The 23,878-nt window shown below is 73.9% G+C and carries 23 protein-coding genes; 11 read left to right on the top strand and 12 right to left on the bottom strand.

The features are described 5' to 3' along the window. Positions 1 to 128 precede the first annotated feature (128 nt). Complete coding sequence (locus ACIGZJ_RS35715) at positions 129 to 1,094, bottom strand: DNA-3-methyladenine glycosylase family protein (RefSeq protein ID WP_396461192.1); 966 nt, start codon at positions 1,092 to 1,094, stop codon at positions 129 to 131. Positions 1,095 to 1,100: 6 nt separating this feature from the next. Here ACIGZJ_RS35715 and ACIGZJ_RS35710 point away from each other — a divergent pair, with 6 nt between their 5' ends. Then, positions 1,101 to 1,592 carry an SgcJ/EcaC family oxidoreductase gene (locus ACIGZJ_RS35710; protein ID WP_396461191.1) on the top strand — a complete coding sequence of 164 codons (492 nt, stop codon included), beginning with the start codon at positions 1,101 to 1,103 and terminating at the stop codon, positions 1,590 to 1,592. A gap of 26 nt (positions 1,593 to 1,618) precedes the next feature. Here the strand turns inward: ACIGZJ_RS35710 and ACIGZJ_RS35705 are convergent, their stop codons facing one another. Continuing rightward, complete coding sequence (locus tag ACIGZJ_RS35705; RefSeq protein ID WP_396461190.1) at positions 1,619 to 2,797, bottom strand: N-acetylmuramoyl-L-alanine amidase; 1,179 nt, start codon at positions 2,795 to 2,797, stop codon at positions 1,619 to 1,621. Between the two features lie 102 nt (positions 2,798 to 2,899). Between ACIGZJ_RS35705 and ACIGZJ_RS35700 the strand changes: the two genes are divergently transcribed. The 3 genes from ACIGZJ_RS35700 to ACIGZJ_RS35690 all read left to right on the top strand — a co-directional run bounded on the left by ACIGZJ_RS35700 (position 2,900) and on the right by ACIGZJ_RS35690 (position 6,911). Further along, positions 2,900 to 3,691 carry a TIGR03089 family protein gene (locus ACIGZJ_RS35700; protein ID WP_392941769.1) on the top strand — a complete coding sequence of 264 codons (792 nt, stop codon included), beginning with the start codon at positions 2,900 to 2,902 and terminating at the stop codon, positions 3,689 to 3,691. A 36-nt stretch (positions 3,692 to 3,727) separates the two neighbouring features. Then, entirely contained in the window at positions 3,728 to 5,044 is a 1,317-nt protein-coding gene (locus ACIGZJ_RS35695; protein WP_396461189.1) for an LCP family protein, read from the top strand. Between the two features lie 214 nt (positions 5,045 to 5,258). Continuing rightward, entirely contained in the window at positions 5,259 to 6,911 is a 1,653-nt protein-coding gene (locus ACIGZJ_RS35690; RefSeq protein WP_396461188.1) for an LCP family protein, read from the top strand. Positions 6,912 to 6,950: 39 nt separating this feature from the next. On the opposite strand, the gene ACIGZJ_RS35685 is transcribed toward ACIGZJ_RS35690, so the two are convergent. Both ACIGZJ_RS35685 and ACIGZJ_RS35680 read right to left on the bottom strand, forming a co-directional pair. Further along, positions 6,951 to 7,574 carry a DapH/DapD/GlmU-related protein gene (locus ACIGZJ_RS35685; RefSeq protein WP_396461187.1) on the bottom strand — a complete coding sequence of 208 codons (624 nt, stop codon included), beginning with the start codon at positions 7,572 to 7,574 and terminating at the stop codon, positions 6,951 to 6,953. A 60-nt stretch (positions 7,575 to 7,634) separates the two neighbouring features. Next, positions 7,635 to 8,678: a glycosyltransferase family 2 protein gene (locus ACIGZJ_RS35680; protein ID WP_396461186.1), complete on the bottom strand. Its 1,044-nt coding sequence runs from the start codon at positions 8,676 to 8,678 to the stop codon at positions 7,635 to 7,637. Positions 8,679 to 8,842: 164 nt separating this feature from the next. Here ACIGZJ_RS35680 and ACIGZJ_RS35675 point away from each other — a divergent pair, with 164 nt between their 5' ends. Next, positions 8,843 to 10,324, top strand: a complete 1,482-nt coding sequence (locus tag ACIGZJ_RS35675) for an LCP family protein (RefSeq protein WP_396461185.1) — start codon at positions 8,843 to 8,845, stop codon at positions 10,322 to 10,324. A gap of 100 nt (positions 10,325 to 10,424) precedes the next feature. On the opposite strand, the gene ACIGZJ_RS35670 is transcribed toward ACIGZJ_RS35675, so the two are convergent. The 3 genes from ACIGZJ_RS35670 to ssuE form a co-directional block, all read right to left on the bottom strand. Then, a complete protein-coding gene (locus ACIGZJ_RS35670) occupies positions 10,425 to 12,998 on the bottom strand; it encodes an FtsX-like permease family protein (RefSeq protein ID WP_396461207.1) in 2,574 nt (857 codons plus the stop codon). Between the two features lie 13 nt (positions 12,999 to 13,011). Next, complete coding sequence (locus ACIGZJ_RS35665) at positions 13,012 to 13,800, bottom strand: ABC transporter ATP-binding protein (RefSeq protein WP_396461184.1); 789 nt, start codon at positions 13,798 to 13,800, stop codon at positions 13,012 to 13,014. Between the two features lie 314 nt (positions 13,801 to 14,114). Next, positions 14,115 to 14,669 carry an NADPH-dependent FMN reductase gene (gene ssuE / locus ACIGZJ_RS35660; RefSeq protein WP_396461183.1) on the bottom strand — a complete coding sequence of 185 codons (555 nt, stop codon included), beginning with the start codon at positions 14,667 to 14,669 and terminating at the stop codon, positions 14,115 to 14,117. 464 nt (positions 14,670 to 15,133) lie between these two features. On the opposite strand from ssuE, the gene ACIGZJ_RS35655 reads away from it, so the two are divergent. Then, positions 15,134 to 16,528 carry an LCP family protein gene (locus ACIGZJ_RS35655; protein WP_392941793.1) on the top strand — a complete coding sequence of 465 codons (1,395 nt, stop codon included), beginning with the start codon at positions 15,134 to 15,136 and terminating at the stop codon, positions 16,526 to 16,528. 73 nt (positions 16,529 to 16,601) lie between these two features. Continuing rightward, positions 16,602 to 17,180 carry a hypothetical protein gene (locus tag ACIGZJ_RS35650; protein ID WP_396461182.1) on the top strand — a complete coding sequence of 193 codons (579 nt, stop codon included), beginning with the start codon at positions 16,602 to 16,604 and terminating at the stop codon, positions 17,178 to 17,180. On the opposite strand, the gene ACIGZJ_RS35645 is transcribed toward ACIGZJ_RS35650, so the two are convergent. Next, positions 17,081 to 18,319, bottom strand: a complete 1,239-nt coding sequence (locus ACIGZJ_RS35645; protein WP_396461181.1) for an alkene reductase — start codon at positions 18,317 to 18,319, stop codon at positions 17,081 to 17,083. The two genes, ACIGZJ_RS35650 and ACIGZJ_RS35645, sit on opposite strands and share 100 nt — an antisense overlap. 70 nt (positions 18,320 to 18,389) lie before the next feature. Here ACIGZJ_RS35645 and ACIGZJ_RS35640 point away from each other — a divergent pair, with 70 nt between their 5' ends. From ACIGZJ_RS35640 to ACIGZJ_RS35630, 3 genes are all read left to right on the top strand, one after another. Further along, positions 18,390 to 18,785 carry a MerR family transcriptional regulator gene (locus ACIGZJ_RS35640; RefSeq protein WP_396461180.1) on the top strand — a complete coding sequence of 132 codons (396 nt, stop codon included), beginning with the start codon at positions 18,390 to 18,392 and terminating at the stop codon, positions 18,783 to 18,785. 85 nt (positions 18,786 to 18,870) lie between these two features. Then, positions 18,871 to 19,479: an NAD(P)H-dependent oxidoreductase gene (locus ACIGZJ_RS35635; protein ID WP_396461179.1), complete on the top strand. Its 609-nt coding sequence runs from the start codon at positions 18,871 to 18,873 to the stop codon at positions 19,477 to 19,479. Between the two features lie 102 nt (positions 19,480 to 19,581). Next, entirely contained in the window at positions 19,582 to 19,827 is a 246-nt protein-coding gene (locus ACIGZJ_RS35630; RefSeq protein WP_396461178.1) for a DUF397 domain-containing protein, read from the top strand. Between the two features lie 21 nt (positions 19,828 to 19,848). Here ACIGZJ_RS35630 and ACIGZJ_RS35625 read toward each other — a convergent pair whose 3' ends face one another. From ACIGZJ_RS35625 to ACIGZJ_RS35615, 3 genes are all read right to left on the bottom strand, one after another. Beyond that, entirely contained in the window at positions 19,849 to 20,322 is a 474-nt protein-coding gene (locus ACIGZJ_RS35625) for a GNAT family N-acetyltransferase (RefSeq protein WP_396461177.1), read from the bottom strand. Between the two features lie 98 nt (positions 20,323 to 20,420). Continuing rightward, a complete protein-coding gene (locus ACIGZJ_RS35620; RefSeq protein WP_396461176.1) occupies positions 20,421 to 21,644 on the bottom strand; it encodes a beta-ketoacyl-[acyl-carrier-protein] synthase family protein in 1,224 nt (407 codons plus the stop codon). A 176-nt stretch (positions 21,645 to 21,820) separates the two neighbouring features. Next, positions 21,821 to 22,678, bottom strand: coding sequence for an oxidoreductase (locus tag ACIGZJ_RS35615; RefSeq protein ID WP_396461175.1), 858 nt, complete (start codon positions 22,676 to 22,678; stop codon positions 21,821 to 21,823). Between the two features lie 124 nt (positions 22,679 to 22,802). Between ACIGZJ_RS35615 and ACIGZJ_RS35610 the strand changes: the two genes are divergently transcribed. Continuing rightward, entirely contained in the window at positions 22,803 to 23,681 is an 879-nt protein-coding gene (locus ACIGZJ_RS35610) for a LysR family transcriptional regulator (protein WP_396461174.1), read from the top strand. Positions 23,682 to 23,795: 114 nt separating this feature from the next. Here ACIGZJ_RS35610 and ACIGZJ_RS35605 read toward each other — a convergent pair. Beyond that, positions 23,796 to 23,878: acyl-CoA dehydrogenase family protein (locus ACIGZJ_RS35605; RefSeq protein WP_396461206.1), on the bottom strand; the 83-nt coding region annotated here is incomplete at its 5' end.

The raw sequence follows: 23,878 nt of genomic DNA, 5'->3' as shown, positions 1-23,878 counted from the left end.
TCCCAGGTCGTCCGGCAACAGCCGAAAGGCCTCGTGCCCGGTCAGCGGCCTGATCTCACGAAAGTGCCGACGATCGACGGTCAGCACGGCCGCGCTGCTTCCATGCCTTCAAGGTACTACGGCGTAGTTCACCGGTGGCGGTGGTCGGCCGGGGTCAGGCGGGGGCCGTAGCGGGGGGCGTGGGCGCCGGTGGCCGTCAGGAGGCGGCAGAGCCGGTGGCGGTGCGGGCGGTAGGGCTCCAGCAGGGCGAGCATCTGGGCGTCGTCGCTGCGCGGGCGGCCCGCCAGCGCCCAGCCGACGAGGTTCGGCAGGTGGTAGTCGCCGACCGAGACGGCGTCCGGGTCGCCGTTGCTGCGCTGCAGGGTCTCGGCCGCCGTCCAGACGCCGATTCCGGGCACCGCGGTCAGCCGGGCGAAGGCCTCGGTGTGACCGAACGCGGCGGCCTCCTCCAGCCGGGGGGCCAGCCGCACGGCGCGCAGCACGGTGGCCGAGCGCTTCGGGTCCACCCCGGCGCGGTGCCACTCCCAGCTGGGGACGAGCGCCCACTCCCGGGCCGAGGGCGGCACCCGCATGCCCTCGGCGGGGCCGGGGGCCGGGGTGCCGAAGTCCCGCAGCAGGGTGCGCCAGGCGCGGTAGGCCTCGTCGGTGGTGACCTTCTGCTCCAGGATCGCCGGCACCAGGGAGTCCAGTACCAGCCCGGTGCGGCCCAGCCGGATCCCGGCCGTCCGCCGCTGGGCCTCCCGCAGCCGGCCGGGCGGCAGGACCAGGCCCGCCGGATCGTCCAGCGCGCCGAGCAGCGCGGGCAGCCGCTCCAGCAGCCAGTCGGCGCCCGGGCCCCAGGCCCGCGCCTCCACCTCGCCCTCGGCCGGGCGGGCGAGCACCCGCAGCGTGCCGATCCCGCCCGGGGTGCGCGAGGCGCGCCAAACCGCACCGTCGCCGGTGGTCCGGTACGCCGGGTCGGCGGGGCCCCGCCGCAGCGGCAGCAGGGTGCGGGCCGCGTCCAGCGGAAAACCCGGCCGCCAGCGCCGAACCGCCTCGCCCGTCACCGCCCCGCACCTCCTCCGCCTGCCGCCGCCACCGCCTTCACCGACCATGGGGATATGAACGATACGCGGCTGCCGGAGCTGTCCTCCGGGGACGAGAGCGCCGTCCACTCGCTCTACCACCGGGCGCTGGACGGCTGGAACCAGCGGGACGGCTCGGGCTTCGCCGGGCCGTTCGCCGAGGACGGGGAGGTGATCGGGTTCGACGGGACGCGGCACAGCGGGCGGTCGGTGATCGCCGCCGAGCTGGGCCGGATCTTCGCCGACCACGTCACCCCCGAGTACGTGGCGAAGGTCCGCCGGGTGCGCGGGCTCGGGCCGGGGGTGGCGCAGCTGGACGCCGTCGCCGGCCTGGTGCCGGACGACAGCGAGGACCTCGACCCGGCGCTCAACGCCCTGCACACCGTGATCGCCGTCAACGCCGGGGCCGGCTGGCGGATCGCGCTGCTGCAGAACACCCCGGCCCGCTACGACCTGCGCCCGGACCTCGCCCGGGCGCTCACCGCCGAACTGCGCGCGCTGATCGGCCGCGGGCCGGGACCGGTGTAGCTCCGGCCCCGGCCCGCGGTACCGGATCAGCGCCCCTGGAGGAGCGCCGCCGCCGTGCGGATGTCGCCGAGCCGCCCGTAGAGCACCGTGCCGGGGCACTCGGTATTGAAGGCGTCCCGGTGCCCGGAGACGGTGTCGAAGACGACCTCGGTGCCCTTCGGGTACCGGCTGGCGTCCGAGGAGGAGACCAGCCGGGTGTGGCCCGCCGCGTCCTGGTCGGTGAGCCCGAGCTTCCAGGCGGCGATCCGGGTGATGCCGTCCACCAGTTCCTGCGGCGGGGTGTCGGTGACGAAGGTGCCGATCGCCGCGACGCCGGACGAGTCGGGGTTGAAGCCGAGGGTGTGCGCCCCGAACACCGGCAGCTCGACCCCGCCGGCCCGGCCCTCGTAGACCGTGCCGCAGCGGTCGACCAGGAAGTTGTAGCCGATGTCCCGCCAGCCGCTGCTCTGAACGTGGTACTGGTAGATCGCCCTGATCACCCGGGGCGCGTCGGCGCAGGCGTACTCGGTGGCGCTCGCGGTGTGGTGGACGAAGACCTCGCGGACCGGCCCGGTGTAGACGAAGTCCTGGTCGCGCAGGCTCTCGTCGGCGCCCCAGCCGGCCCGGGTGACGATGCCGGGGCGCGGGGCCGGGTGCCCCGCCGGCGGCTCGGCCGACGGCCCGGCCGACGACCCGGCGGGCGGCTCGGCCGGCAGCACCCTGGGGGCGGACGGCGCGGCGGCGCCCTGGCCGGGGTCGACGAGTTCGATCCGCAGCCCCTCGGGCAGCCCGCCGGGGCCCGCCACGGCCTCGACGGCCACGCCGTCGCTCGGCCCGGTCCACAGCGGGGCCGTCGCCCCGTGCGTCGCGCCCCCGGCCGGACCGTCCCGGCCGTCGCGGGCCTCCGGGCCGTCCTTGGCGTCCGCCTCAAGCTCGTGCCAGCCGCTCCACGCCCCGGTGACGGCGCTGCGGGTGCGCACCCGCACCGCGCCGCCCGCGAGGGTGCGCTCGGGATCGTCCCAGACGGCCCCGAGCAGCTCGAACGGCCGCGTGCCGCGCGGCGCGAGGCCGCGCCCGCCGGTCAGCGGAAGGGACGTCACCGAGCCGCCGCCGGCCGAGACGCGCCGCTGCGGCCCGGGTTCGGCCGCGGCGCCGGGGGCGGCGGGCTGGAGGAGCAGGGCCGCGGTACAGCCGGCGACGAGGACGGCCAGCAATGAGATACGCATACAAGGGATGTTTACCGCAAAACGACGCCGCCGCCACGCCTCCCGCACCCGGCCGACACCCCTCCCGGTCGCCACCCGGTAGGCCGTAGGCTGGGGCGCACCATGACTGCGCCTTTCGCTGCCGATGCCCGAACCCCCGTCGAGCTGCTGCACGCATTCCTGCGAGGTGGCACTCCCTCAGTCGACCCTGCGGCCCCGCTGGTCACCTTCTACGACGACGCGACCGGCGAACGGGTCGAGCTCTCCGCCAGGACCTTCGACAACTGGGTGGCCAAGACCGCCAACCTGCTCCAGGACGAGCTGAACGCCGGCCCCGGCGACCGGGCCGCCCTGCTGCTGCCCGCCCACTGGCAGAGCGCCGTCTGGCTGCTGGCCTGCTGGTCGGTCGGGGTCGCGGCGGTACCCGCCGGCGAGCCCGCCACCGCCGACCTGGTGGTCAGCGGCCCGGACGGCCTGGCGGCCGCCCAGGCCTGCGAGGGCGAGCGGGTGGCCCTCGCCCTGCGCCCGCTCGGCGGCCGCTTCCCGCAGCGCCCGGACGGCTTCCTCGACTACGCCGCCGAGGTCCCCGGCCAGGGCGACCGCTTCGCGCCGTACTCCCCCGTCACCCCGGACGCCCCCGCCCTGGAGACCGCCGTGGACGGGCTGCCGCTCAAGCTGACCGGCGAACAGACCGTCGCGCTGGCCCGGGAGGGCGCCGTCCGGCTCGGCCTGGGGCCCGGCGACCGCGTGCTCTCCACCCTGTCGTTCGACGACTGGACGGGTCTGGAGGCCGGGCTGCTGGCACCGCTGGCGGCCGGCGCCTCGGTGGTGCTCTGCCGGAACTCCCAGGACCTGAGCGACGAGCAGTGGGAGAAGCGGACCGAATCCGAACGGGTGACACTGCGCCTCGGGTAACCCCCGCACACGGCCCGGCGGGTAGGGATGCCTGCCATGGCCGAGGACGACACCGAGCACCCCCCGACCGACGACCCCCCTCCCGGTGAGGACTCCCCCACCGGGGCCCCCTCGACCGCACCCGGACGCAGGCGCAGGCGCCGGCGGTGGCTGATGATCACCGCCGGCGCCCTCGCCTTTCTGCTGGTCGCCTGTGGCGCGCTGCTCTGGATCGCCTACCGCAAGCTGGACGGCAACATCCGGACCGACTCCGCCACCGACCGGCTGCTGGCCCAGCTGGAGGCCGAGCGGCCCAGTCGGACCGCCGGGGCCAAGGGCGCCGAGAACATCCTGCTGATCGGCAGCGACGACCGGACCGGCGCCAACGCCACCTACGGCGAGGCCGGCGGCCAGCGCTCGGACACCACGATCCTGCTGCACCTGGCGGCCGACCGCAGGCACGCGACGGCGGTCTCCATCCCGCGCGACGTGATGGTCACCGTCCCGGCCTGCGAGAAGCCCGACGGCACCCGGACCAGACCCGGGCTGATGCAGTTCAACTGGGCCTTCGAGACCGGCGGGGCGGCCTGCTCGATCCGCGCCGTCGAACAGCTCAGCGGGATCCGGATCGACCACTACGTGATCGTCGACTTCACCGGCTTCAAGTCCATGGTGGACGCCGTCGGCGGGGTCGAGGTGTGCGTGCCGCAGGCGATCCACGACAAGGACGCCAAGCTGGACCTGCCGGCCGGGCGGCAGACCCTGCACGGCGAGCAGGCGCTCGGCTACGTCCGGGCCCGGGAGAGCCTGGGCGACGGCAGCGACACCCAGCGGATGGGCCGTCAGCAGCAGTTCCTGGCCGCGCTGATCCGCAAGGTGCAGTCGCAGGGCGTGCTGCTGAACCCGGCCCGGCTCTGGCCGGTCCTGGACGCGGCGACCTCCTCGATCCAGGCGGACGGCGGCCTCTCCTCGCTGGGCGCGCTCTACGACCTCACCCAGGACCTGCGCGGCATCCCCTCCTCCGACGTCACCTTCCTCACCGCGCCCCGCCGGCCGTACCGCTTCGACTCGGACCGGGACGAGTTCGTGCAGCCGCAGACCACCCAGCTGTTCACCGCGCTGCGCGACGACCGGCCGATCACCGTCCGCCCGCCGGCGTCCGCGCCCGGCGCCTCCCCGAGCGCCGCCGCCCTCTCGCCGGGCCTCTCGCGGACCCCCTCGCCGACCCCCTCCCCGAGGCCCTTCGCGAGCCCGGGCGGCGCGACCCCCTCGGCCGGTTCGGACCGGGCCGGCGGCGCATCACCGACCGCCGAGGCCTCGCCGACCGGCTTCGAGGGCCGCACCGCCGACGTGGACAGCTGCTCCCCGCATTGACGCCTCCCCGGGTCACTCTTTTGTGTAAGAACACGATCTTCCAAGGCTTTCCGGGTGAATTCCCAGGGAGCGCTTTACCTGCCGAATTGCCGTTCCGGAACATGGCGGAGATCACATCCGGAACAATTCCCTCGCCAGGCTCGTCTAGTGTGTCCGGGTCGGTGCGCAGCACGCGCGCACCGATCCGTGGACCGGTCGGAGGGAGGGAGCACCCGTGCAGCAGGACAGGCAGGAGGTCGACCCCGCCGACCAGTGGGTGCTGGACCCGGACACCGGGCAGTACCGGCTCGACCCCGCGCCCGGGATCCCCTTGCAGCGCCGCGCCGCACCCGAGCCGGCCCCCGCCCCCGAGCGCGCCCCGGGCGGCCGGGCCGCCCAGCGCAGGGCGGGCGCCGCCAGGCGAGGCCGTCGGCGGCGGGTGCTGAAGTGGACGGCGGGCGTCGGAGCGATGGCGCTGGTGGCCGGCTGCGGCGGCGCGTACTACGTGTACCAGCACTTCAACAACAACATCACCGCCGTCAAGGTGCAGCTGGGCAGCGAGGAGGAGCGGCCCAAGGCGGCCGGCGACGCGCTGAACATCCTGGTGCTCGGCACCGACAGCCGTGAGGGCCTGGGCCGCGAGTACGGCGACGAGGGCAGCACCGGGCACGCCGACACCACCCTGCTGTTCCACATCGCCAAGGACCGCAGCAACGCGACGGTGATGAGCATTCCGCGCGACCTGATGGTCCCGATTCCCGAATGCGAGACGGCCGGCAAGAAGATCCCCGGTTCGGCGCGCGCGATGTTCAACACCAGTCTCGGCCAGGACGGCCGCGATCCCGGATGCAGCTGGAAGACCGTCGAGAAGATGACGGGCATTCGGGTCGACCACTTCGTGATGGTCAACTTCGACGCCGTGAAGACGCTCTCCACCGCCGTCGGCGGGGTCGAGGTGTGCGCGGCCAAGGACATCAACGACCCGGACTCGCACCTGAAGATGAGCCGGGGCCGGCACGTGGTGCAGGGCGACGAGGCGCTGGCCTTCGTCCGCACCCGGCACGCCGTCGGCCTGGGCGGCGACCTCACCCGCATCCCGCTCCAGCAGCAGTTCATCAGCTCGATGATCCGCACGGTCAAGAGCGGTGACACCCTGACCAGCCCGACCAAGCTGTGGAAGCTCGCGGACGCCGCCACCAAGGCGCTCACCGTGGACTCCGGGATCGGCAGCGTCGACAGGCTGAAGGACCTGGCGCTGGACGTCAGCGGGGTCGACACCAGGAACATCACCTTCGCGACCGTGCCGGTGCTGGACGACCCCAAGGACGAGAACCGGCTGGTGCTCAAGCAGCCGGACGCCGGGCAGCTGTTCTCGATGATCGCCACCGACCGCTCGCTCACCGAGACCGCCGCTCCGGCTCCCGCCGCACCGGTGGCCCCCGGCGCGCCGGCGGCCGCTCCCTCCCCGGCGCCCGCCGCGCCCGGTGCGCCGGCCGTGTCCAGTGCGCCCGCCGTGTCCGCCAAGGACGTCCGGGTGACGGTCCGCAACGGCAGCGGGACTCCCGGGCAGGCGCAGCAGGCCGTCGACCGGCTCCAGGCGAAGGGCTTCGGCAAGGCCGCCACCGCCGCCAACGCGGCCGCCACGGCGACCACCTCGGTCTCCTACCCCGCCGGGCACGCCGAGCAGGCGGCCGCCCTGGCCACGGCCCTCGGCCTGCCCGCCGAGGCGGTCAAGGAGGACCCGAAGGCCGGCGCCAGGGACGCGCTGGTCCTGGTCCTCGGCAAGGACGTCCTGGCCGCCCCGGCGACCGCCGCCGCGGCTCCGACCGAGGCCCCCAAGGACCTCCAGCGGGTCCAGGCGGACGACACCGACATCTGCGCCAAGTAGGCGACGCTGCCCCGGCGGGCCGCGGGCCCACGGGCCGGTTCACCCGGCGGCGGGGGCCAGCGTCCCGTCCGTCTCCAGGTACTCCTCGCCGGTGCGGGGGCAGCGCCAGCGGTCGGGGCCGGTCGGCTCCAGCGGCTCGCCGGCCCTCCCGACCCACTTGATCCGGCGGGCCGGCACGCCGGCGACCAGGGCGAAGTCCGGGACGTCGCGGTGGACCACGGCCCCGGCGGCGACCAGCGCCCAGCGGCCGACCGTGACCCCGGCGACCAGCACGGCGCGGCCGCCGATCGAGCAGCCGTGACGGAGCGTCACCCCGCGGGCGTGCCAGTCCTCGCCGCGCTTCAGCCGGCCGTCGACGTCCACCGAGCGCGGGTAGAGGTCGTTGGTGAGCACCGCCGCCGGACCGACGAAGACGCCGTCCTCGACCACCGCGGGCTCGTACACCAGCGCGTGGTTCTGCAGCTTGACCCGGTCCCCGATCCGTACGCCGGGGCCGACGTAGGCGCCGCGCCCGATGATGCAGTCGGAGCCGACCACCGCGTCCTCGCGCACCTGGGCCAGGTGCCAGACCGTCGTGCCGGCGCCGAGCACCGCCCGCGCGTCCACGTCCGCCGTCGGCTCGATCCGGGCACCGACGCCGGACCCGCCCTCAACCGTCCCCATGGCGACCGACGATAGCGCCGGGCGGCGGGGCGGGAGGGCGGGTCGGGGAAGTCGGCCGGATCAGGTCGTCTCGGCCGTCACCACGTTGGTGGCGGACGGCGCTCGGCTGCCGATCACCTTGCGGGCCAGCGAGCGCGGCGAGGTGAGGAAGCCGAAGCCCCAGCTGAGGTGCATGGTCGCGAAGGCCACCGGCAGCAGGGCCTTCGCCCTGATCGACAGGCCCCGGCCCTCGACCAGCGCGCCGCCGGCGATGCCGAGCAGGTAGGCCGCCGGCAGGGCGAGGAAGGCCGGGTGGACGGCGGCGCCCAGCACCAGGCCGAGCAGCACGCCCAGGAAGGCGGCCGGCGGGGCGAGGTAGCGGAGGTTGACCGAGCCGCGGTGGTAGCGGGTGACCACCCGGCGCCAGCGGCCGTAGTCCTTGTACTGCTTCGCCAGCGCGCGCACGTTCGGCCGGGGCCGGTAGGTGACGCGCAGCTGCGGGGTGAACCAGACCAGGCCGCCGTCCTGCCGGATCCGGTAGTTGAGCTCCCAGTCCTGGGCGCGGACGAACTCCTCGTTGTAGCCGCCGAGCTTCTCCAGCACCTCGCGCCGGAACACCCCGAGGTAGACGGTGTCCGCCGGGCCGGCCAGGCCGCCGGTGTGGAAGGCCGCGTTGCCGACGCCGATCTTGGAGGTCATCGCGGCGGCGACCGCGTCCTCCCAGTCCGTCTCGCCCTCGGCGTGCATGATGCCGCCGACGTTGGCGGCGTCCATCTGACCGAGCAGCCGGACCGCCGTGGTGATGTACCCCGGGGTCAACAGGCCGTGGCCGTCGACGCGCACCACTATCGGGTGACTGGAGCCCCGGATCGCGGCGTTCAGCCCGGCCGGGGTGCGACCGGTGGGGTTCTCGACGGTCCGCACCCGCGGGTCCTCGGCGGCCAGTTCGGCGGCGATCTGCGCGGTGCGGTCGGTGGACGGACCGAGGGCGATCACCACCTCCATCGGCCCGGCGTAGTCCTGTTCCAGGATGTGCCGGACTGCCGTGCGCAGGTGTCGTTCCTCGTTGAGCACCGGCATGATCACGGAGACCGCCGGCAGCTCCTCAGCAGCCTTGGTGTTCATCGGGGCCAACCGTACCGGTGTGAGCGGGTCGCCGTCTTGTCCCGGTTCGGGTACCTCCGCACACCCTTCACCGGAGGAACGTTTCCTCGAACACGGCCACCGTACTCCCCGGGCCCGGCGCGCCCTCACTCGGCCCGGTGCGAGGCGCCCCTACCATCCGAGAGATGCCCGTCTCCCCCCTCTCCGGCCTTCCCGGCCGGCGCCGCTCCTGGCCCCGCAGGCTGGCCGCAGGCACCGCCTTCGCCGTCCTCGCCACCTCCTGCGGCGGCTGGGCGGTGTTCCACGGCCTCGGCTCGATCGACCGGGTCGACGCCTTCAGCGGCGACGGGGCACGGCCGGCCGACGACGGCTCCACCACCTTCCTGGTGGTCGGCACCGACGACCGCGAGGGCATCCCGGAGCGGACCCTCAAGGACGTGCTGCACGCCGGGGGCGAGTCCTGCCACTGCACCGACACCATGATGATCGTCCAGCTCGCCGGGGACGGCGCCCGTGCCAGTGTGATCAGCATTCCGCGCGACTCCTATGTGGACATCCCGGCCCACCGCGAGCCGGTCACCCGCAAGGAGGTCCCGGCGGCCAAGGGCAAGATCAACGCCGCGTACGGGATGGGCGGGCCGCAGCTCGCCGTCGCCACCGTGGAGCAGAACACCGGACTGCGGATCGACCACTACCTCCAGGTGGACTTCACCGGGTTCGTCTCCGCCGTGGACGCCGTGGGCGGGGTGCGGGTGTGCACCACCCGGCCGCTCAAGGACGAGTACTCCGGCCTCGACCTGCCGGCCGGCACCAGCACCCTGGACGGGGCCGGGGCGCTCAAGTACGTCCGCGCCCGGCACGTGGACGCCAGCTCCGACCTCGGGCGGATGCACCGGCAGCAGAAGTTCGTCGCCCAGTTGCTGCAGCAGGTCACCAGCGGCGGCACCCTGCTGAACCCGGTCCGGCTGGCCCGGGTCACCGACAGCGTGCTCGGCTCGGTCAAGGCCGACAAGGGCCTCACCCCGGACGACCTGATCACCCTGGCGAGCCGGATGAAGGACCTCTCGGCGGGCCGGGCGGACTTCGCGACCGTCCCGCTCGCCGAGCTCGACCACCCGGTCAACGGGTGGGGGTCGACGGTGCTCTGGGACCAGGCCGGGGCGAAGGCCCTGTTCGAGGCGGTCCGGTCCGGGCGCCCGCTCGGGGACACCGCGGCGGCCCCGGTCGCCCCGCCCTCGGCGGCGGCCGCCACCGCGCCCGGGGTCGGACCCGAGCAGGTGCACGTCCAGGTGTTCAACGCGGCCGGGGTGCCCGGCCTCGGCGCCCGGGTCGACGGCGACCTGCGGCGGGCCGGCTTCGCCACCACCGGGTCGCCCTCCAACGCCCCGGCGGGGACGGCGGGGGCGCGGACCGCCGTCCGGTACGACCCGCGCTGGGACGAGTCGGCCCGGACGCTGGCGGCCGCCCTGCCGGGCGCCGAGCTGACGGCCGTCCCGGGCCTCGGGCCCACCCTCCAGGTGTACGCGGGCGGGGACTACCGGGCCTCTCCCGGCCCCTCTCCGGCCCCTGCTCCTGCCCCGGCACCGCCGCCGCCCGGGCCCGGCACCGCCGCCGGCACCCCGACCGCCACGCCGGCGGAGAAGGCCTCCGACATCATCTGCCCCTGAGCCCGCCGCGGGGCCCGGGGGAAGCCGCAGGGACCGGGCGCTGATGCGCGCCCGGCCCCTGCGGCCCCCCGTCCCCCCTGTGCGCTCCCCGGCTTGTGGGTCAGTCCGTCGCGATCGCGGCGAGGACGTTCATCCGGCCCGCCCGGAAGGCCGGGACGAGGGCCGCGAGCAGCCCGATGACCACCGAGGCGATCAGCGTGGCGACGATCGTGCCGGTCGGGACGGCCAGCGTCTCCAGCCCCTGGTCCTTGAGGACCTGCTGCCCGGTGATGCCCCAGGCGAGGCCGAGCCCGGTGCCGAGGATGGCGCCGAACAGGGCGATCACCACGGACTCCAGCCGGATCATCCGGCGCAGCTGGCGGCGGGAGAGCCCGATCGCCCGCAGCAGCCCGATCTCGCGGGTCCGCTCGACCACGGACAGCGCCAGGGTGTTGACGACGCCGAGCACCGCGACCACGATCGCCAGGCCGAGCATGCCGTAGATGATGTAGAGCAGGGTGTTGACCTGCTCCTGGACGAGGTCCTTGTAGCCGGCCTGGTCCCGGACGGTGACCTGCGGGTACTCCTTGAAGGAGTCCTCCAGCGCGGTGAGGGTCTTCGCGACGTCCGCGCCGGCCCTGGCCTTGCCGAAGACGACCACGTCGGCCCCCTGGTCGGCGGCCGGGACGGCCTTGCCGAGGGTGTCCACGCCGATGAAGTAGTTGCCGTCGAAGAGCGAGTTGCCCTTCGTCATGATCATCCCGACCGGCAGGGACTGGGTGCGGCCCTTGCCGTAGTCGACGCCGATCCGGTCGCCGATCCGGAGGTTGTGGTCCTTGGCGAAGTCCTGGCCGACCACGATCGAGCCCTGGTTGAGCGAGTCCGGGCTGCCGGACTGGACCGGCATCGTGAAGTCCGCGACGAAGGTCGGCGAGACCGCGGAGACGCCCTGCTTGGCGGTCTTGCCGTCCGGGGTGGTGAGCACGGCCGGGAGGTACTTCTGGCCGGTGATGTGGTCGATGCCGGGCGTGTTCGCGGCGGCCTTGACCATCTCGGCGGTGAGGCCGGTGCGGCCGCCGGAGATGATGTAGTCCGCGCCGACCGACTTGTCGATCTGCTCGTTGGTGGACTTGATCACCGACGAGGTGAAGACCGAGGCGCCGATCACCAGGGCCAGTCCGATCATCAGTGCACCGGCGGTGGCCCCCGTCCGGCGCGGGTTGCGCATCGCGTTTCGCTGGGCGAGCCGGCCCGACGGGCCGAACAGGGCGGGCAGCACCGCGCCGAGCACCCGGACCACGGTGGTGGCCAGCAGCGGGCCGAGGACGACGAAGCCGATCAGGGTGAGCAGCACGCCCAGGCCCAGGTACTGGCCGCCGGTGGCGGCCTTGTCGGCCTTGGCGGCCAGGGCCAGCAGGCCGCCGCCGCCCGCGGTCAGCGCCAGGCCGATCACGGTCCGCACGGCGTTGGAGCGGCCGTCGGCCGGGGTGCCGTGGTCGCGCAGGGCGGCCATCGGGGCGATCCGGCTGGCCCGGCGGGCCGGGAACCAGGCCGCCACCAGGGTGACCGCGATGCCGAGGCCGTAGCCGGCGATCGGCACGTCCGCGGTGATCTGCAGGTCGGCGGCGCTGAGGTTCATGCCGACGGCCTTCATCAGCTGGATCAGGCCGGCGGCCAGGCCGAGGCCGGCGCCGAGGCCGACGGTCGAGCCGAGCACGCCGAGGATCAGCGCCTCCACCAGCACCGAGCGGTTCACCTGCTTGCGGCTGCCTCCGATGGCGCGCAGCAGACCGATCTCCCGGGTGCGCTGGGCGACCAGCATGGAGAAGGTGTTGATGATCAGGAAGCCGCCGACCAGGGCCGAGATCAGGGCGAAGCCGAGCATCGCGTTCTTCATGAAGCCGAGGAAGGAGCCGACGTCCTTGTTGTTCTCCTCCTTCTGCTCGGCCGCGGTCTTCACCTGGTAGCCGGCGCCCAGCGAGCCGACGGCGGCCGCCTTCAGCTGGTCGTTGGAGCGGCTGCCGTCGCCGAACACCTCGACGGAGGTGTAGGCGGTCGTGCCGAGCAGCACCCGCTGGGCGGTGGGCGTGTCCAGGAAGGCCAGCGCCGCGCCCGGGTTGGTGGTCCTGAAGGTGGCGATGCCGGCGACGGTGAAGTCGTACTTGCCGCTGCCGGCGATCACCCGCACCTTGGCGCCCAGGCCGAGGCCGGCCTTCTTGGCGGTGTCCGCGTCGAGGACGATCTGGTCGGCGCCCTGCGGCACGTGCCCGGAGGTGATCTCCACCGGGTTGCGCGGGGTGTCCGTCCAGTTGCCGGTCACGGTGGGTGCGCCGCTGGTCGGGCCGATCGCCTTGTTGGTGGCGGGGTTCGCCAGGACGGCGTCCATGCTGGACACCTGGCCGACGGCGGTCTTCACGCCCGGCGTCGCGGCGACCTTCTGCACGGTGTCGACCGGGATGGTGGCGGTCGTGCCGCGGGGTGCGTCATCCTCGCCGTCGAGGCCGGTCTTGGCCGGCTGGACGGCGATGTCGGAGGCGGTCGAGGCGAACAGCCGGTCGAAGGTGCTGGTGGCGGTGTTGGAGAACACCAGGGTGCCGGACACGAAGGCGACCGAGAGGACGACCGCGAGCAGGGAGAGCAGCATCCGCCCCTTGTGGGCGAAGAAGCTTCTCAGTGACGTCTTGAGCAGCATGATGGCGAATCCCCGCTCAGCTGGTGCGCTTGCCGTCGAAACGGCGCATGCGCTCGAGGACGGAGTCGGCGGTGGGGGCGTGCATCTCGTCGACCAGCACGCCGTCGGCGAGGAACAGGACGCGGTCCGCGTAGCCGGCCGCGACCGGGTCGTGGGTGACCATGACGATGGTCTGGCCGAGCTCGTCCACCGAGCGGCGCAGGAAGGTCAGCACCTCGGCGCCGGCCCGGGAGTCGAGGTTGCCGGTGGGCTCGTCGCCGAAGATGATCTCGGGACGGGCGGCCAGCGCTCTGGCCACCGCGACGCGCTGCTGCTGGCCGCCGGAGAGCTGGGTCGGACGGTGCTTGAGGCGGCCCGCGAGGCCGACCGTCTCCACCACCTGGTCCAGCCAGGCGGCGTCCGGCTTGCGGCCGGCGATGTCCATCGGAAGCGTGATGTTCTCCAGCGCGTTCAGCGTCGGGAGCAGGTTGAAGGCCTGGAAGATGAAGCCGATCTTGTCCCGGCGCAGCTTGGTCAGCTGCTTGTCCTTCAGGCCGGTGATCTCGGTCTCGCCGATCCAGATCCGCCCCTCGGTGACGGTGTCCAGGCCGGCCAGGCAGTGCATCAGGGTCGACTTGCCGGAGCCCGAGGGGCCCATGATCGCGGTGAACCGGCCGCGCTGGATGTCGACGTCCACCGCGTCCAGCGCGGTGACCCTGGTCTCGCCGGTGCCGTAGGCCTTGGTCACCTGGCGGGCCGAGGCGGCGACGGCGGCGGTGCCGCCGGGAAGCTGGGGGTCGTACACGGCTGCTGCTGCCGTCGTCACTGGATTCTCCTCAGAAGTGGGCCCACCCGTTGACCCCAGCCTTGTCGAGCGCACCCGTCCGTGGACATGGTGCAAGCGGTACTTCCCGACCGGGAGTCAGCCCCACCCACCATGGGTACCGGGCTCCCCTTCACAGGGGGCCGGTCCGCACGGGCGGGGATGTGAACCACGTTAGGAGCGACGGGCGAACCACTCGTCATCCGCCGGTATGAAGCCGCCCAACCTGAGATGTACGGGGCGCGGCACCCCTCCCCCTAGGGGTAGCCGCCACCCGCGTCAGGGTCCGCCCGCACGGGACCCATCCTGACGGACCGTCAGCTCGCGAAGGCCGGTGCGGCGAGCCGGTCCAGCGCCGTCGCGAAGGCCTCCACCACGGGCGTGAGCAGCACGTCCGTCTCGCGCTCGATCGCGGTGGTGCCGTCCTCGCGCACGGTGATGTGACGGTCGAGCACGAACCAGCCCTGGGTGATGTGCCCGGCCCCCATCGAGCTGAGCACCGGGCGCAGCGCGTAGTCCACCGCCAGGACGTGGGCGGTGGAGCCGCCGGTGGCCAGCGGCAGCACGGCCTTGCCGGTCAGGGCGTACTGCGGCAGCACGTCGAGCAGGGTCTTCAGCAGGCCCGAGTAGGCCGCCTTGTACACGGGGGTGCCGATCACCACGCCGTCGGCCCGGGCGAACAGCTCCAGGGCGGCGACTATCTCGGGGTGGTCGAAGTCCGCCGAGAGCAGGGCGTGCGCGGGCAGGCTGCGCACCTCGAACGGGACCACGTGGTGGCCGAGCTCCTCCAGCTGGGCGTCGACGTGGCGCAGCAGGCGGGTGGTGCGGGAGGTCGCGGACGGCGATCCGGAAACGGACAGGACGGTGGCCATGGGGTTCACCTCTGGGCTGGAAGCGGGAACGGCTCCGGGCAGGGCGCGGGGACGGCGCTACGGGAACCGTGAGGACGCCGCACGGGAGGCGGCGGGTGGGGCAGAGCTGGAGAGGGTGCGCCGGGCGCGCTTCAGCCGCGACAGAGCGAACAGGACACACGCTGAAGGTCGACGTGCCGCCGACGCGTGAGAGCCCTTCGCTGATCCATGGCGTTCATGCAAACACGCAGCGTGGTGCCGGTCAAGGTTCGGTCCGGCTGGTGAACAAAGGTCTGGACGGGCCGCGGGACGGGCACCGGGACGCGTGGTGGGCGAGCGGCCGGGCGGGCCGCCGGGACGGCTCGTGCGCCGTCCCGGCGAACTTGCGGCGGGACGATCCGGTACGTGCATCAAAACTGCTACAAGCGGCCTGGCAGGGGCCCCGGGGGGAGTCACCACACCCGGCGTCGGGCATCCTTCCCCACATGAACACGTGGCAGGAGGGCCGCCCGGGCGGCGGCGGGAACCCGTACGGCGGCAGCGGCGCCAACGGCGGTGGCGGCGGCGCGTACGGGCGCAGCGGGGGCGGAACGGCGGCCGAACCGCCCCTGCCGGCCTCGCTGAACCCGCGCGGACCGGGGGCCCCGGCGCCGCGCCAGCCCCAGCCGCCGGCCCAGCAGCCGTCGCAGCAGCAGCCTGCCCCCGGCTACGGGCAGCAGCAGGCGCCCGGTTACGGGCAGCCCCCGGCGTACGGGCAGCCGGCCCGCCCCTCGGTGCCTCCGCAGGGGCCCGGTGCGCCTGGTGCGCGCCCCGGGGCGCCCGGCGGCCCCGGCACGCCCGGTGGGCCGATAGCCCCGGGCGGCACCCAGCCGCCCTCGGCCGCCCGGCCCTCGCGCTGGCCCCGGCGCCGGATCGTCAAGTGGACGGTGTTCGGCCTGCTGATCGCGATGATGGTCACCGGCGTCTCCACCTGGTTCTGGGCCGACTCCAAGCTCAACCACGAGAACGTGCTGGTCGACTACCCCGGCCGCCCGGCCGCCGGGAAGGGCACCAACTGGCTGATCGTCGGCTCCGACAGCCGCAACGGCCTCTCCGACAGCCAGGAGGAGGACCTGCACACCGGCCACGCGGGCGGCAAGCGCAGCGACTCGATGATGGTCCTGCACGTCGGGGACAACGGGAACACCCTGATGAGCATCCCGCGTGACTCCTGGGTGCCGATCCCCGAGCACGCGGGCGAGAACGGGAAGACCGTCAAGGCGACCACCTCGAAGATCAACTCCGCCTTCGCGGCGGGCGGTGGCAAGCTGCTCACCCAGACCGTCGAGCTGAACACCGGCCTGCGCATCGACCACTACGCCGAGATCGGCTTCGCCGGGTTCGTCGGCATCGTCGACTCGGTCGGCGGCGTGGACATGTGCATCGACCAGGCCGTCAAGGACACCGACTCCGGCCTGGACCTCAAGGCCGGCTGCCAGACCCTCTCCGGCACCCAGGCGCTCGCCTTCGTCCGCCAGCGCCACCAGATGGCCGACCAGGACCTCGGCCGGATGCGCAACCAGCAGAAGTTCCTCGGCGCCCTGGCCAAGCAGGCCGCCTCACCGGCCACCGTGCTCAACCCGTTCACCTTCTACCCGCTGGTGGACTCCGGGCTCGGCACCCTGATCGTCGACGACGACGCCGGCCTGACCGACCTCGGCTCGCTCTTCCTCGCCATGAAGGACGTCAACGGCGGCGGCGGGAAGAGCATCACCGTGCCGATCGCCAACCCCGACTTCAAGACCAACACCGGCGAGTCCGCGGTGAAGTGGGACTCCGCCAAGGCCAAGCAGGTCTTCGAGGCCTTCAAGAACGACACGGCCGTCCCGGACACCAAGTAGGCCCGCCCTTCGGATCACGCCGGCGCCCCTCGCGTCGCGTGACGCGGAGTGACGTGGCCGACACAATGGGTGGATGTCTCTCGTCGCCGCACTCGTCTACCGCCGCCGCCACCGCCTCCTGGGCCGCCTGGTCCAGGAGGCGCTCGCGCTCTACGGGATGGAGGTCCCGGCGGCGGCCGAGATCGGGCCGGGGCTGACGGTGTTCCACCGGGGCTTCGGCACGGTCCTGCACCCGTACACCACGCTCGGCGCGGACGTCACGCTCTACAACGGCGTGACGATCGGCCGGGCCGACCCGTGGGTGGCGCAGGAGCGCAGTGCGATGCGGCGGGTGGTGGTGGAGGACGGCGCGGTGCTGTGCGCGGGCGCCAAGGTGGTCTGCAAGGAGGGCGTGCTGACCGTGGGCGCCGGGACGATCGTCGGCGCCAACGCCGTCCTCACCTGCTCCACCGGCCCCGGCGAGATCTGGGCCGGCGTCCCGGCCCGCAAGGTGGGGATGCGCGAGGGCGCCGCACCGGAGGCACCTGCGGCGCCGGGCCGCGCGGCCGCGGACTACGCCGCACGGGGTGCCGGGACGGGCGCCACCGGGCCCGGCTCGGCGGCCTCCGCGGCCTCGGCCGGGCCGGGGGCCGCGGAGGCCAGCGTCGGGTAGTCGGTGTAGCCCTCCGCACCGTCCGCGTACATCAGGTTGCCGCGCACCGGGTTGAGCGGCGCCCCCGTGCGCAGCCGCTCGACCAGGTCGGGGTTGGCCAGGAAGCCCCGGCCGAAGGAGATCAGGTCCGCGCCCGCCGCGAGCAGGCGCTCGCCGGCGGAGCGGCCGCCGTCCTCCGGGAGCGGCCGGCCCCAGCCGAGGTCCGGGTTGGCGATCAGGGCGCCCGGCCAGTCCCGGCGGATCCGCCGGAACACCGGCTGCTCCGGATCGGCGAAGACCACGTGCAGGTAGGCGAGCCCCTCCCCCGCCAACTCCGGTACCAGCGCCCGGTAGATCTCCTCGGTGTCGCCCTCCTCGATGCCGTTGGCGGTGACCCCGGGCGCGATCCGCACGCCCACCCGCTCGGGCCCGACCGCAGCCGCGACCGCCCGGACCACCTCGACCGTGAAGCGGATCCGGCCCGCCACCGAACCGCCGTAGCCGTCGGTGCGCAGGTTCGTCCCCTGGGCGAGGAACTGGTGCAGCAGGTAGCCGTTGGCCGCGTGCACCTCCACGCCGGCGAAGCCCGCCGCCACCGCGTTGCGGGCGGCGGCCGCGAAGTCGGCCACCGTGGCCTGGATCTCCTCGACCGTCATCTCCCGTGGTACCACCGCTTCCTGGTGCCCGCTCGCGGTGTGGACGGTGTCCGGCAGCGGTACCGGCGAGGGCGCGACCGGGTGCAGTCCGCCGCTGTTGTCGGGGTGGCCGATCCGGCCGCCGTGCTGGAGCTGGAGGAACATCCGCCCGCCGGCCGCGTGGACGGCCCCGGTCACCCTCCGCCACCCGACCACGTGCCGCTCGGCGTGGATCGCGGGGATGTTGACGTAGGTCCGCCCGACGGCGTTCGGGGTGGCCGCCTCGGCGATGATCAGCCCGGCCGAGGCGCGCTGCGCGTAGTAGGTGGCCATCAGCGGCCGCGGCACGCCGTCCGCGTCCGCACGGGTGCGGGTCATCGGCGCCATCACCAGGCGGTTGGGCAGTTCCAGGGCGCCGAGGCGGGCGGGCTGGAACAGGGGCGAGGCCTCCGCCGTGCTCTTCGGGGCCTGCTGCGGGTTCTGCTGCGGGTTCTGCTGCGGGGTCCTCTTCGTCGTCTGCGTCATGCCGGAAACCGTAGAAGCTAACATCGGTGTCAGGTTCAAGTGCTTTCCGGGAACGTCGAGGTGGGGACAGATGCGGATCGGCGAACTGGCCGGTCAAACCGGCGTGAGCGGGCGCTCGCTGCGGTACTACGAGAAGCAGGGGCTGCTGGCCGCCGACCGCACCCTCGGCGGCCATCGCGACTACCCCCAGGCGGCCGTCGACCGGGTCGTCCTCATCCAGGAGCTGTTCGCCGCCGGACTGCACAGCCGGAAGATCGCCGAAATCCTGCCCTGCATGCGGGACTCGGACGGCGGGCCCTCCGAACTCGCCACCCCGCGGCTGGTCGCCGAACTCACCGGCGAACGCGAGCGGATCGACCGGATGATCTCCGACCTGGTCCGTTCGCGGGAGGTCCTGGACGAGGTGATCGAGACGGCCTCGGGCCGGGCCCGGCTGGCCGCCGTCGAGGAGTCCCGGGCGCTGTAGGAGCCGTCCTGAACTCCCCGACCGCACCCGGCTCCTGGCATGGCCTAGCATCGCCCTCGGACCGATCACGAGGGGGGAACGGGACATGGGCGGTGCGGTGACGCGGGTCGGGGTCTATCTGGCACACCCGAGGCCGGGCAGCTTCAACCACGCGCTGTTCGAGGCCGTGGTGGACGAACTGCGCGGGCGCGGCTGCGAGGTGCGGGCGCACGACCTGTACGCGGAGGGGTTCCAGCCGGCGCTGACCGCCGGGGAGACCGGGACGGTCGCGGCCGCCGCCGACGCCGACGACCCCCAACTGGCGCTGTACCGGGCCGAGCTGGCCACGCTGGACGCCCTGGTGTTCGTCCACCCGAACTGGTGGGGCATGCCGCCCGCCGTCCTGACCGGCTGGGTGCAGCGGGTGCTCGCCCCCGGTGTGGCCTACAAGCTGGGCTCGGCGGACGGCGAACCGGCCGGACTGCTCAAGGCCGGCCGGGCGCTGGTGCTGAACACCTCCGACACCCCGGAGGAGCGCGAGCGCGAGGAGTTCGGCGATCCGCTGCAGCGCATCTGGGCGGCCTGCGTCCTGCCGTACGTGGGCGTCGAGGACGTCCGCCGGCTCGTCCTGCGCACGGTGACGGACTCGGCCGACGACGCCCGCGCGCAGTGGCTGCGCCAGGCCCGCCAGGAGGCGGCCGCACTGCTCGACTGAGCGCGGGGCCGTGCGGACCGTGCGGACCGTGCGGACCGGCGAGCCTGCGGCCCATCCGCCTCGCCGTGCGTCGGACCGGCCGGGGACGGGTAGCCTGCCCCCATGCCGAGTGACGACCGCGTGCCGGGTGACGACCTCATGCCGAATGCCGACCGCCCGCAGCCCGTATGGCCGACGGCCTCCCGCAGCGCCGGGGAGGAGCCGCCCGCCCTGGAGATCACCTCCGACGGCGATCTGATCCACCTGCGCGAGTCCGACGACCCGGACACCGTCGTCACCACCAGCAAGGCGAAGCTGCGCGCCTTCCTGCTCGGTGTGAAGGCCGGCGAGTTCGACCACCTGGTCTGACGGGGGCCGGCCTGTCCGGCCTTACGCCGCGAGCTCGCGCTCGGCCACGACCTGGTCGCCGCTGAGCTCGCCGGTGAGGCGGAAGCCCAGGCGCTCGTAGAACCCGGCGGGGCCGTGGTCGCCGGGGACGAAGGTGACCGTCACCCGGGTGCCGCCGCGACGGCGGACCTCCTCGCAGACCTGCTCGACCGCGAAGCGGCCGTAGCCGCGGGCCTGCGCCCCGGCGGAGATGTTGAGGCGCCAGAGGCCGGAGCGCGGGCGGTCGCCCGGCTGGTCGGGGTAGAAGCGGACGTCGAAGAAGGCCATCACGAACCCGACCGGCTCCTCCCCGTCGAACAGCAGCCGCGGCCAGGCGGTGTCGCCGTACGCGTAGGCCTCGGCCAGCGACTTCACCACCGGCGCCACCAGCCCCTCCTGGTCCGGACGCACCTTCAGCGCGAGCGCGGCATCGACGTTGTCGGGGGTGACCGGCTCCAGCCGCAATGACGTAGACATGCAGGTCACCCTAGCCACGGCGGCCGGGGGCGTCCCCCGGTTTTCGGGGCCGGCCACGAGGGGCGGGCGGCAGGCGGCGGGGCCGACGGCGGGCCGGCTCAGGGTGCCGGGGTGAAGACCAGCGAGGCGTTGTGGCCGCCGAAGCCGAAGGAGTTGGTGAGCGCGGCGGCCAGGGCGCCCCGGCGCGGGGCACCGGTCACCACGTCCAACCGGACGGCCGGGTCGAGCTTGTCGAGGTTCCGGGTGGCCGGGACGACGCCGTCGCGCAGCGCCAGGATCGCGGCGAGGGCCCCGATCGCACCGGCCGCACCGAACAGGTGGCCGGTCATCGACTTGGTCGCGGTGACGGCCGGGTGCAGACCGATCGCCTCGGCGACCGACTCCGCCTCGACCAGGTCGCCCAGCGGGGTCGAGGTGGCGTGCGCATGGACGTGTGCGATGTCCTGCGGAGCCAGCCCGGCCTCGCTCACCGCCCGCCGCATCGCCCGGACCTGCCCCTCGGCCGAGGCCCCGGTGATGTGGTGGGCGTCCGAGGTGACCGCCGCGCCCGCGAGGGTGGCGTGCACCCGGGCGGCCCGGGCGGCGGCGAAGCCCACCCGCTCCAGGACGACGACCACCGAGCCCTCGCCGATCACGAAGCCGTCCCGGTCGACGTCGAACGGACGGGACGCCCGCCCGGGCTCGTCGTTGCGCGTGGAGTGGGCCCTGGCCTGGGCGAACCCGGCCAGCGGCAGCGGGTGGACGCACGCCTCGGCACCGCCCGCCACCACCACGTCGGCCCGGCCGAGGCGGATCAGGTCCAGGCCCATGGCGATGGCCTCGGCGCCGGACGCGCAGGCGCTCACCGGCGTGTGCGCGCCGGCCCGCGCGCCCAGCTCGATGCTGACCCAGGCGGCCGGGCCGTTCGCCATCAGCATCGGCACGGTGTGCGGCGACACCTTGCGCACCCCGGACGTCTCCAGCACGTCGTCCTGCCCCAGCATGGTGAGCGCACCGCCGGTGCCGGTGCCGATCACCACGGCCAGCCGTTCCGGGTCGACCTCGGGCGCTCCCGCGTCGGCCCAGGCCTGCCGGGCGGCGATCAGCGCCACCTGCTCGCAGCGGTCCAGCCGCCGGGCCTGTACCCGGTCCAGCACCTCGGAGGGCTCGACCTTCAGGCGCCCGGCGATCCGCACCGGCAGCCCGGCCGCCCAGTCCTCCTCGATCGCGCGGATGCCCGACTCCCCGGCCAGCATCCCGGCCCAGGTCGACGCGACGTCGCCGCCGAGCGGCGTCGTCGCGCCGAGGCCGGTGACCACTGCGCGGTTGGTGTCATCACTCATCGAGGAAACCCCCAGAATTGTCGTGGAGATACAACTCCCCGTTCAGGTAGGTACGGGAAGCGGTCGACCTATCCGCCACTCTGCCAGGGGGGTGATGGGCGATCAGGTGCGCAGACCAACCGATTCGACCACTACGTATTTGGAGGGTTCCCATAACCTCTCCACCGGTCGACCCACTACGCGTCGAAGTCGGTGCCGCGGCTCACCGACTCCCAGTCCCCGGCCTCCTTGAGGGAGTTGTCGAGGGCGCCGAGGATCCCGTCGAAGGCGTCGTTGCCGAGCGCCAGCCGCAGCGGGGTGTGCTCGGCGTCCAGGGCGGCCAGGATCGCGGCGGCCGCCTTGGCCGGGTCGCCCGCCTGCTTGCCGTCGCTGTCCGGCAGCCCGCTGCGAACGTAGCCGACGACCGGCTCGTACGCGGGGATCACCGCCGCCTGGGCGAGGGCGTCGGCCTTGGCGAAACCGGTCCGGAAGGCACCGGGCTCGACGATCAGCACCTTGACGCCGAACCCGGCGACCTCCTGGGCGAGGGCCTCGGACAGCCCCTCCAGTGCGAACTTGGTGGCCGAGTAGGCGCCCACGCCGGCGAAGGAGAAGCGGCCGCCCATGCTGCTCATCTGGACGACGGCGCCCGAGCCCTGGGCCCGCATGTGCGGCAGCACGGCGCGGGTGAGCGCGGCCGGGCCGAAGAAGTGCAGCTCCATCAGCTCGCGCAGCTCGCGGTCGGTGTACTCCTCGACGGCGCCGATCAGGCCGCGCCCGGCGTTGTTCACCAGGACGTCGATCCGCCCGTACCAGAGCAGGGTGTCGGCCACCACGGAGGCGATCGCGGCCTGGTCGGTGACGTCCAGCCGCACCGGGACGACCCGGTCGGGGTGGGCGGCGGCCAGCGCGTCCAGCGTCTCGGGGCGGCGGGCGGCGGCCACCACGGTGTCACCGGCCGCGACGGCCGCCTCCGCGATCGCCTGGCCGAAGCCGGAGTTGGCGCCGGTGATCAGCCAGACCCGGCCGGCGGGGTTCTTCGTGGAGGTGGTCATCGGGCTCTCCCGTTCAAGTGACTGCCGTGGTACGGAGTTGACGATCACTTTTATGCCAGTCCAGCCCCTGGGACGTCCAAGACAAAGCTTCGGCCGCCCGATAGAGACGACTTATGATCACCGGATGGAGCTGCGTCAGCTGCACTACCTCATCGCCATCGCCGACGAGGGCAACCTGGGCCGGGCCGCCGCCCGCCTGTACGTGAGCCAACCCTCCCTCTCCTACGCGCTGCGAAACCTGGAGTCCGAGCTCGGCCTGCGCCTCTTCGACCGCCACTCCGGCGGGGTGAGCCCGACCCCGGCGGGGCTCGACGTGGTCGCCGAGGCCCGCCGTACGGTGGTCCAGGCGGAGCGGATCACGGCGGCCGCCGACCGGCACCGGCGCGGCGAGAGCGGGGTGCTGCGGGTGGGCTTCGAGGCCAGCGGCGCGGGCGAGTTGACCACCCGGGCGCGGGCCGAGTTCGCCCGCCGCCTGCCGGGCGTCCGGGTCGAGCCCAAGCGCTTCGACTGGGGCCAGGAGGCGGACGCGCTGCGCGACGGCCGGGTGGACGTGGCCTTCGTCTGGCTGCCGGCCGACCTCACCGGACTGCACGCCGAGACCGTCCACAGCGAGCCCCGGATCACCGGCCTCCCGCTCGGCCACCGGCTCGCCGGGCGGGAGGGCATCTCCGTCCTGGAGGTCAACGACGAGCCGCTGATGTGGACCGAGCGCGCGCCGCGCGCCTGGGTCGACTGGTGGGCGGTGAACCCGCGCCCGGACGGCTCCACCCCGCGCTGGGGGCCGACCAACGACAACGTCGAGGAGATGCTCGAACAGGTCGCCCAGGGCGCCGCGATCTGCTTCGCCCCCGCCAGCATGGCCCGCTACTACGCCCGCCCCGACCTCGTCTGGGTGCCGCTCACGGACGTCGAGCCGCTGCGGGTCGCCCTCGCCTGGCCCGAGGGCACCACCAACCCGCTGACCCACGGCTTCGCCGACGTCGTCCGCGAACTCGCTTCCTGAGCAGGCCCGGGCAGGTCCTGAGCAGGTCCTGAACAGGCCTTGAGCAGACGACCGGCCCCCGGCCACGCACGGTGGTCGGGGGCCGGTGGTCTGGGATCGGGGGCCGCGGGTGGGCTACGGCAGGTTGCGGGCCATCACGATCCGCTGGATCTGGTTGGTGCCCTCGTAGATCTGCGTGATCTTCGCGTCCCGCATCA

Source organism: Kitasatospora sp. NPDC052868 (assembly GCF_044547105.1).
Taxonomy (GTDB): domain Bacteria; phylum Actinomycetota; class Actinomycetes; order Streptomycetales; family Streptomycetaceae; genus Kitasatospora.
This window is presented reverse-complemented; position numbering and strand designations above follow the sequence as displayed.